General features: G+C 70.8%; 9 protein-coding genes. 6 read left to right on the plus strand and 3 right to left on the minus strand.

All coding sequences use genetic code 11. The annotated features are described in order from the left end of the window. The 3 genes from WBL05_RS08855 to WBL05_RS08865 all read left to right on the plus strand — a co-directional run. The coding region (locus WBL05_RS08855; protein ID WP_424225309.1) for a hypothetical protein at positions 1-249 on the plus strand (249 nt) is incomplete at its 5' end. Further along, positions 246-1,415: a DNA polymerase IV gene (dinB, locus tag WBL05_RS08860; protein WP_424225311.1), complete on the plus strand. Its 1,170-nt coding sequence runs from the start codon at positions 246-248 to the stop codon at positions 1,413-1,415. The genes WBL05_RS08855 and dinB, both read left to right, overlap by 4 nt. Before the next feature lie 110 nt (positions 1,416-1,525). After that, positions 1,526-1,900: a DUF3040 domain-containing protein gene (locus WBL05_RS08865; protein ID WP_424225312.1), complete on the plus strand. Its 375-nt coding sequence runs from the start codon at positions 1,526-1,528 to the stop codon at positions 1,898-1,900. A gap of 130 nt (positions 1,901-2,030) precedes the next feature. Here WBL05_RS08865 and WBL05_RS08870 read toward each other — a convergent pair whose 3' ends face one another. Genes WBL05_RS08870 through WBL05_RS08880 form a run of 3 tightly spaced genes read right to left on the minus strand, consistent with a single transcriptional unit; the run spans position 2,031 to position 6,374 of the window. Continuing rightward, the gene (locus WBL05_RS08870) at positions 2,031-4,223 is read right to left on the minus strand and encodes a transglutaminaseTgpA domain-containing protein (RefSeq protein ID WP_424225314.1); all 2,193 of its coding nucleotides are present in this window, start codon (positions 4,221-4,223) and stop codon (positions 2,031-2,033) included. Next, positions 4,220-5,461 carry a DUF58 domain-containing protein gene (locus WBL05_RS08875; protein WP_424225316.1) on the minus strand — a complete coding sequence of 414 codons (1,242 nt, stop codon included), beginning with the start codon at positions 5,459-5,461 and terminating at the stop codon, positions 4,220-4,222. Before WBL05_RS08875 ends, WBL05_RS08870 begins: the two co-directional genes overlap by 4 nt. Before the next feature lies 1 nt (position 5,462). After that, on the minus strand, positions 5,463-6,374 hold the full coding sequence (locus WBL05_RS08880; RefSeq protein ID WP_424225322.1) for an AAA family ATPase: 912 nt from the start codon (positions 6,372-6,374) through the stop codon (positions 5,463-5,465). 243 nt (positions 6,375-6,617) lie between these two features. On the opposite strand from WBL05_RS08880, the gene mraZ reads away from it, so the two are divergent. The 3 genes from mraZ (at position 6,618) to WBL05_RS08895 (ending at position 8,871) form a co-directional block, all read left to right on the plus strand. After that, the gene (gene mraZ / locus WBL05_RS08885; RefSeq protein WP_424225318.1) at positions 6,618-7,046 is read left to right on the plus strand and encodes a division/cell wall cluster transcriptional repressor MraZ; all 429 of its coding nucleotides are present in this window, start codon (positions 6,618-6,620) and stop codon (positions 7,044-7,046) included. 128 nt (positions 7,047-7,174) lie between these two features. Continuing rightward, positions 7,175-8,176: a 16S rRNA (cytosine(1402)-N(4))-methyltransferase RsmH gene (gene rsmH / locus WBL05_RS08890; RefSeq protein WP_424225319.1), complete on the plus strand. Its 1,002-nt coding sequence runs from the start codon at positions 7,175-7,177 to the stop codon at positions 8,174-8,176. Next, on the plus strand, positions 8,173-8,871 hold the full coding sequence (locus WBL05_RS08895; RefSeq protein WP_424225320.1) for a hypothetical protein: 699 nt from the start codon (positions 8,173-8,175) through the stop codon (positions 8,869-8,871). The genes rsmH and WBL05_RS08895 overlap by 4 nt, the downstream gene beginning before the upstream one ends. Positions 8,872-8,874: the final 3 nt, after the last annotated feature.

An 8,874-nucleotide genomic window follows, 5' to 3' on the forward strand; every position in this document is an offset into this window, starting at 1 on the left:
CCGCCACCCCGCGGCCGCCCGGTCCGCCAACCGCTGCCGGAGGACCCGGCCAGCCAGGACCTGCGTCCCGAAGTCGAACCCGACCCCAACCGGCACGCCCGGGCCGGTGGCATGGGACGCCGGCGGGTCTTTCTGCACGCCAGCGGTTTCAAGCAGTCGCCATACGCCGACACCAGACCTGCCGGACTGCCGGCCGCCCAACCGCCGCGCAAGCTGTGGCACTCCAGCCCCGGAAGCTCCGGACAATGACCCGCCACCCGGTGATCATGCACGTCGACATGGACGCCTTCTACGCCTCGGTCGAGATGGCCCGGCGTCCCGAGCTGCGCGATCTGCCGATGTACGTCGGCGGCGCCGAACGCGGCGTGGTGCTCAGCGCCAACTACCCGGCCCGGGCCTTCGGCATCGAGGGTGGCATGCCCTCGACCCGGGCCCGGCGGCTCTGCCCGCAGGCGGTGGCGGTGCCGCCCGACCACGACACCTACGCCGATGTCTCGGCGGGGGTGATGCAACTGCTGCGCAGCCTCACCGACAAGGTCGAGGTGGCCAGCATCGACGAGGCCTTCTGCGACATCACCGGTGCGATTCGCCGGCTCGGCGAACCCCGGACGATCGGTGAGCTGCTGCGCGCCCGGGTCGCCGACGAGCAACGCATCCCCTGCTCGGTCGGCATCGGGCCGAGCAAGTTCATCGCCAAACTTGCCAGCAACCAGGCCAAACCGGATGGCCTGGTCGAGGTGCCACCCGACCAGATCACCGCCTTCCTGCACCCGCTGCCGGTGGAGGCGATCTGGGGGGTGGGGCCGGCCACCGCGTCCCGGCTGCACAAGCTGGGCCTGACCACCATCGACGACCTCGCCCACACCCCGAGGCCCACCCTGCAACGCGCCTTCGGGGCCCACCAGGGGGCGCTGCTGCACGACCTGGCCTGGGGACGCGACAACCGGTCCATCCAGGTCACCGAGCCGGAACACTCCATCGGCGCCCAGACCACCTTCGGCCGCGACACCGATGACCCCCGGGTGGTGCACGGCGAACTGCTGCGGATGGCGGTGCGGGCGTCGGCCCGGCTGCGGGAGGCGGGCATGTGCGGCCGCGCAGTCAGCATCTCGGTGCGTTTCTCCGACTTCACCACGATCACCCGGACCGGCCAACTGCCCAGCCCCACCGACGTCACCGACGAGGTCTACGCTCAGGCGCTGCGGCTCTACCAGGGGCTGCACCTGCAACGCGCCCGAATCCGCCGGGTCGGTGTGCGGATCGAGAAGCTGATCCCCGCTGACGAGGCCTATCGCCAGCCCACCCTGGACGCTCCCGAACGTGGCATGCGCGAGGTCGAGACCGCCGCTGACGCCGTCGTCCGCAAGTTCGGGCCAAACGCCGTCAGCCGTGCGACTCTGGCTGGGTCAACCTGACTGCGGTATGCTTCGCAGGTCGCTGGCCGGTAACGATTAAGATTCGGCGCTTCGCACGTCCCAAAGCGGCGCCTACACTTGAGTCAACCCACAAATCAGGAGGGGGGGAAATGGCTCTCTCGGAGGAAGAACAGCGACTGCTGGCACAACTCGAGGCCTCGCTTGCTGCGGATGATCCCAAGCTTGCCCAGACGCTCGGCTCCCATCACACGCCACGCCAGATCCATGGTCGCCGCGCCGCATTGGCCGGTGTGCTGTTCGTGGTCGGTTTGGTTCTCCTGATAGTTGGCCTGCGGACCATCTGGCCGCTCAGCGTTGTCGGGTTCCTCGCCATGTTCGCGGCCACGGTGATCGCGCTCGGCTCCTGGCGCAAGGCGACCGACCCCGCCGCGCAGCCCCGCCGAAACCCCAACAAGTCCGTCAGCGAACCGTTCATGGGACGGATGGAGGACCGCTGGCGCAGGCGTCAGGACGGCGAGATCTGACCCAGCCCCCCGCTGTCGATGACTCGGCACCGCACCACAACCCCATAGCCACTACCGCACACCCGGATGCACCAGCGTCCGGGTGTCGTCGTCCCAGCCGGCACCCAGCTGCCACCGGCTCGCGGCCGGCCTAGATCCGCCGACCGAGAACCAGCGACCGCGGCGCCACCCGGGTCCATGTCCGCGTCCAGCGGGACTGGCCGGACCGCAACTGCTCGCTGACTAGTTCGACCTCCTGCCGAACCTGCACCTGTGCCGGCAGCCCCGGGGCGTAGTACAGCCGTTCCACCAGCACCGCGATCCGCTCCAGCGCTGCCCGGCCGCGGTCGTCCAGGCCCGGCCAGGGTGCTGCCGCCACCTGGCGGGGCGTGCCGTCCGGCCACTCCAGCCCGAGGTCGACCACGGTGGCCCGAAGTTCCCACCAGGCCCCCATCACCGTTGCCCTGGCGTGGATGGCGCGCAGCCGGACGCCGCGTTGCACCAGCCGAGCCAGGGCCGGGGCCGCCAGCAGCAGCAACCCGCCCGCCACACCCAGCACCCAGCGCCAGTCGAGCACGGTCAGACCGGCTGACTGGTCACCGGACCCGTCCACCGGGACCTGCGGCTGCTGGCTCGGCGCCGGGGCCGGTTCGAAGGTGGGGGTCGGCTCGGACTCGGCCGGCTCGTCCACCTCCTCCGGCACGTTGGTCCAGCTCGGCGCGGAGCCGACCGAGACCGTCGGTTCGAAGCGCACCCAGCCCAGACCCTGGAAGAACAGTTCGGGCCAGGCGTGCATGTTGTGCGAGGTGACCAGCCACGACCCGTCCGCCTGCTGGGTGCCCGTGGTGAACCCGACCGCCACCCGCGAGGGGATCCCGAGGGTGCGGGCCATCAGCGACATGGCACCGGCGTAGTGGACGCAGTAACCGGCACGGTCCCGGGTGAGGAAGTTGACCAGCGAGTCGTAGCCGGTGCCGCTCGGCGCGTTCAGGGTGTAGGTGAAGCGTTCCGGGTCACGCAACCAGTCCTGCAGTGCGATCGCCCGCCGGCCGTCGCTGTCGGCGTCGGCGGTGATCTCGGCCGCCAGCTCGGCGATCACCACCGGGACGTCCTGGGGCACCTCGGCCGCCACCGCACCCTCGGGGGGTGTGCCGGCCACAGCCGACACCAACTGCTCGGCGGTTGGTTCGGCGTTGCGGTGCTCGACCGAGAAGGCCAGATCGGTGAGCACCTGCGGCCCGACGGCCGGGTCGACGTTCAGCACGGTCAGCGACGCCGGGTCGTAGTTCCACTCGCCCTCGACCTGCCAGCCGACCGGGGCATAGGGCGCTGGCAGGTAGTTGGACTCGAAGTCACCGACGATGACCTGGGTAGCGTCGGTGGCCTGCGTCCCCGCCACACCGGGCACCCGGGCCGGGAACCCACGCTGCAGCGACATGTCGATCTGGTGCCAGCCGTCGGCGTCCACCCGGGTCAGCGCGCTGCTGCGCAGCATCACCCCGCCGGGGGCGGTGGTGGTGTAGCTGAGCAGCGGCCGGTCATCGGGACGCCGCAGGTTCTCGTTCAACTGGATGCTGGGGTCGGTCAACTGGACGGTGCCGGTGCCGGTGCGGTCGGTCCACAGGTCGCGGCGGGTGCTCGGTACCAGCGTCCCGGCCGCCAGGGCGATGGCGATCGCGCCGACCCCGAGCACCAGCGCCAGCCGCAGGAAGCCCCGCACGTTGAGCTTTGCGCCGGTCTCCTTGCTGAGCCCCCGTGGCCAGCGCCGCTCGTGGTCCACCGTCCGGGACGCCAGCAGCACCAGCCAGCCGGTGCAGACGGCCACCATGGCGACCGGCCGCACGCGGTCGTCGAGGACGATGGTGGCGACCAGGTAGCCGCCCAGCAACGGCATCGCGGCGAGCAGGGCGCTGCGGGCGGCGATGAAGCTGACGTCGATCATGATGGTCAGCACGGCCACCGCGAGCAGCAGCACGACCAACGTTGCGTCGTCGGACGCCATCGGGGCGCTCTGCTCCTCCATGTGCCGCTGCGCCGACCGGAAGACGGTGACGGCCATCTGCCAGACGCTGGCCGGCCCGTTGTCGGCAGCTGTGGCGGCAGATGGGACGGTGGCGCGGCCAACCACCAGGAAGCCGACCAGCACGACCGCGACCTGGGCTGCCGTCGGCGGCGCGGCCCGCGGGGTGAGCCGGCGCACCAACGCTGCGGCAACCTGTACCAGCAGCACCGTCATCACCACGCCGGGCAGGAACCGGTCGTCCCGGGTCAGCGCGAGCATCGGGATCGCGCCCAGGAAGGCAGCCACCGCAACCGCGATCGTGTTGCGCGGCGAGCCGGTCACCCCAGCACCTCCGCGGCCCGGTGAAGTTGCGCCCAGGCGTTCGGCACGGTGGTACCGGCCCGCACCAGCACCACCGACCAGCCATGTTCGGCCAGCTCGTGGGCGTACTGGCGTTGGCTGGTGCTGGCCGGCAGCCCGACGAAGGTGTCGACGTCCAGCACCATCGCATGCCCCGAGCCGCTGCCGGGCAGTGAGTCCACCAGGATTGCCAGGTCGCCCGGGCCGAGCCGACCCAACACCGCCACCACCGACGATCCCTGCGGTCGGTCCTCACCCGGGGTCGCCAGCGCCGCGGCCAGGCTGTCCGCCCGGGTCAGCTTCACGTCGGTCAGCTCGCTGATCAACTGCTGGGCCCGCATCGCCCGGTCGCCGTCCGGACCCAGGCTCTGGCCGTCCGCGTCGGCCAGCTCGAGGGTCGTCCCGGTGCCGAGCAGCGCAATCCCGGCCGACGCGGCAGCCGATACCGACCACTCGAACGAACTGGCCGACCCGGTGCCGGCGTGCGCGCTGCGCCGATTGTCCAGCACCAGTCGGGTGGTGGGCTGCCACGACTGTTCCTCGCGGCGCACCATCAACTCTCCGACCCGCGCCGTCGACCGCCAGTGCACCCGACGGACGTCGTCGCCGCGTCGGTACTCACGGACCAGCACGTCGTCCTGCCCGACCAGCCCGGCCCGGGCGGTGTGGGTCTCGGCGGAGGCACCCGACGCCCCGGCCCGCAGCCTGCCCAGCTCGAAGATGTGGGGGGTGACCGCGACCTCGGTGATGGTGGCGAACGCCATGTCGTTGCGGGCCAGGCCGAACGGGTCGAGGCTGCGCACCAGCAGCGGCCCGATCCGGAACCGTCCGCGCTCGGCGCCCACCAGTTGATATGTCACCTCTTCGCCGACCACCGAGATCCCGCCGGACAACGCGAACCGGGGCCGCATGCCCATCGACTGCGGCACCACGTCCTCGAAGCGCAGCAGCCTCGGCCAGACGGCGGCTGACCCCAGCACCCGCATCTGCACCTGGAAGGCAGTGCCGACTGGAACCGAGGCGACCGGGATCCGGCGCTCGTGCCGCAGCCCACGAACCGGCCAGGACACCAGGATGAGCGCACCCAGCACCACGCAGACCGCGAACGCGCCGAGCCAGAACAGGTCGCGCTGGGCCAGAAACGCCCCGAACACCGCGAGCAGAGCTCCGGTCAGGACGACGATCCGTCCGCGCGGCGTCAGGCGGTGCCACGGGTGCACGTCAGTTCCCCCGCGGCACCGGGACCGTTCCGGCTGCTGTGCGGACGACGTCGCCGGGCCTGCGTCCGGACAACCTGGCTTGCGAGGTCATCAGCAGGCGGTGCCCCAGCACCGGGCCCAGCAGGGCCTGCACATCGTCGGGTGTGCCGTAGTCGCGACCCAGCATCGCGGCCCGCACCCGAACAGCGCGCAGCAGGTGCAGACCTGCCCGCGGTGAGGCGCCCAGCCGCAGGTCGGTGCTGGCTCGGGTGGCGTCCAGCACGTCCACGATGTAGCCCTTGACCGCCGGTGACACGTGCACCTGGCCGAGCCCCGCGGCAAGCCGAGTGACGGTTTCGCCGTCGGTGACCGGCTGCATCGACGACAGCGGATTGGCGGCGCCGTGGGCGTCCAGCATGTCGATCTCGGCGCCGCGGGTCGGGTAGCCCATCTGGATCCTGGCCATGAAGCGGTCGCGTTGGGCCTCGGGCAGCGGGTAGGTGCCCTCCATCTCGATGGGGTTCTGGGTGGCGACCACCATGAAGGGTGGCGGCAGCCGGTGGGTGGTGCCGTCCACACTGACCTGGCGTTCCTCCATCGCCTCCAGCAGCGCGGACTGGGTCTTGGGGGAGGCCCGGTTGATCTCGTCGCCGACGACGATGTTGGCGAACACCCCGCCCGGCTTGAACTGGAACTCGTGGCTGTCCTGGCTGTAAACCGACACTCCGGTGATGTCGGAGGGCAGCAGGTCGGGGGTGAACTGGATCCGGCGGACCGTGCAGTCGATCGACCTCGCCAGCGCCTTGGCCAGCATCGTCTTGCCCACCCCGGGAACGTCCTCGATCAGTAGGTGGCCGCCGGCCAGCAGCACCATGATCGCCAGGTCGATCTGCTCGACCTTGCCCTCGATGACCCCGGCTATGGCGTGGCGCATGGCCGCCACCGTTTCCTGGACCCGGTCGACGTCCAGTTCGGACGCGAGCGCGCGTTGGGCTTCCACGGACACAGGCATCCCATCGGTAGACGGTCGGGGCCCATTCATCCTACTGCCGACCCAAATGCCGAGGCGGCAGTGAGAATCGTGCGCCAGGATGGTGCGCTGGTGGAGCGGTGTGGAGTAAGGTGGAGCGAAATGGAGGGCCAGGGTCCGATGCGGGGCAGATGGGGGTGAGAACCGGTGTTCTTTGGTACCCACACACCCAAGCTTGACGAGAAGGGTCGGTTCTTCCTGCCTGCCAAGTTCCGCGACGAACTGGCCGAGGGGTTGGTGATGACCCGCGGGCAGGACCGCTGCCTGGCGGTCTACCCGATCGCCACCTTCACCAAGAAGACCGAACAGATGGCCTCGGCGCCCGCAACGGTACGGCAGGTGCGCGACTTCCAGCGCATGCTGGCGTCCTCGGCCAGCGACGAGGTCCCCGACAAGCAGGGCCGGGTAACCATCCCGGTGGGACTGCGCCAGTACGCCGGGCTCGACAAGGAGATCGTCGTGGTGGGGGCGATCGACCGGCTGGAGATCTGGGAGCCGCAGGCCTGGCAGGAGTACTCCACCGCCCAGGAGGCGGCCTTTGCAGAACTGAATGAGGAGATCTTCCCGGTCCTTTGACCGGAGAGGGCGAACTGTGTCGTCCGGCTTCAATCCGGGCAGCAGCCCCCTGGCACCCCTTCCCCGGCGCCAGGTGGCGGTCCGGATTGAAACCAGGTGTCACAGCGGCTGGTGCCAGGAGGGACACGATGGACGTGAGCGGGCGGCGTGGGCCGACGGGCGATGCCACCGACCACGCCGGGCACACCCCGGCGATGCTGTCTCGCATCGTCGAGTTGCTGTCGCCCGCCCTGACCGAACCCGGGGCCGTCCACGTGGACGCCACCATCGGCATGGGCGGGCACGCGGCGGCGATTCTGGCAGCAAACCCCCGGGCGCACCTGATCGGTATCGACCGGGACGCCGACGCGCTGGCGATCGCCCGCCAGACACTGGCGCGGTATGCCTCGCGGGTCGAGCTGGTGCAGGCCCGCTTCGACGAACTGGGCCAGGTGCTCGAAGACCTGGGGGTCGACCACCCCAACTCGCTGCTGGCCGACCTGGGTCTGTCCAGCCTGCAGATCGACCAACGCGACCGCGGCTTCGCCTATTCCGTCGACTCGCCGCTCGACATGCGGATGGACGCCCGGCTGCCGCGCACCGCCGCGGACGTGCTGAACTCGGCGTCCAGGGCTGAACTGGTGGGCATCCTGAAGCGGTACGGCGAGGAAGCCCACGCCGAGCGCATCGTGCGGAGCATCATCGCCGAACGCGAACGGCAACCGTTCACCACCTCGGCCCGCCTGGTGGAGGTCATCTCGGCCGCGCTGCCCGCTGCGGTCCGCCACGGCGGCGGACACCCCGCCAAGCGCACCTTCCAGGCGCTGCGGATCGCGGTGAACGGCGAACTCGACGCCCTGTCCGGGTTGCTGCCGATAGCGCTGGACCGGTTGGCGCTCCACGGCCGGATCGCCGTGCTGGCGTACCACTCCCTTGAGGACCGGATGGTCAAGCAGGCGTTCGCGGCCGCCACCCGCGACGCGGCACCGCCGCGTCTGCCCGTGGTGCCGGAGAACCTGCAGGCCCAGTTCACCGCGCTGACCCGCGGCGCCGAGAAACCAGATCCCGAAGAGGTGGCCGGCAACCCGCGGGCCGCCTCCGCCCGGCTGCGGGCACTGCAACGGATCCGTCCCAGACAGGAGCATCGATGAGCGCCCTGCAGGCACCTGTTGTCGGCCCCAGACCGACCACCGAGCAGCAGCCGACGCCGCTGCGGGCGGTGCCGGGGCGGTCGACCCAACAGATCGCCCAACTGCCGTTCGTGCTGTTCATCGCCGTGCTGCTGGGACTGGGCATGGCCGGGGTGCTGGTGCTGTCCACCACGATCCAGACCCAGTCGGCCGAATTGAGCAGCCTGCAGGCCCGCGAGGCCGAGCTGCGCTACCAGGAGGCGGCGCTGGTCGCCCAGGTTCAGGACCTCAGGTCCAGCGCCCGGCTGGCCGATCGGGCCTGGAAACTGGGGATGCGACCCAATCCCCGCCCGGCGTTCATCCGGCTACCGGACGGGCAGGTGGTCGGGGTGCCCACCACAGTGACCGGTGACGAACTGGCCGGCATCGTGCCCCCTGCGACGGCACCGATCCGGGCACCGGAACCGGTGGCTGAACCCGAGCCGGAACCCGACCCAGCCGAGGCAGAGACCACCCCGGTGGAGCCGGAACCGGTGGCCGAGACCGAGCCCCAAACCACCACCGAAACGGACACCCCGGCCGACGCCGCCACCACCATGCAGTCCGAGGAGCAGGCCGCGTCGACCGGGCCCGACCCGGCAGCACAGGGTGAACCAACAGCGCCGGCCGCCTCCGCGTCCCCCGCGCCGGCCGAGGACGCGGAGGCGACCCGATGAGCC

Origin of the sequence: Brooklawnia sp. (assembly GCF_049651565.1) — a bacterium.
GTDB lineage: Bacteria > Actinomycetota > Actinomycetes > Propionibacteriales > Propionibacteriaceae > Brooklawnia.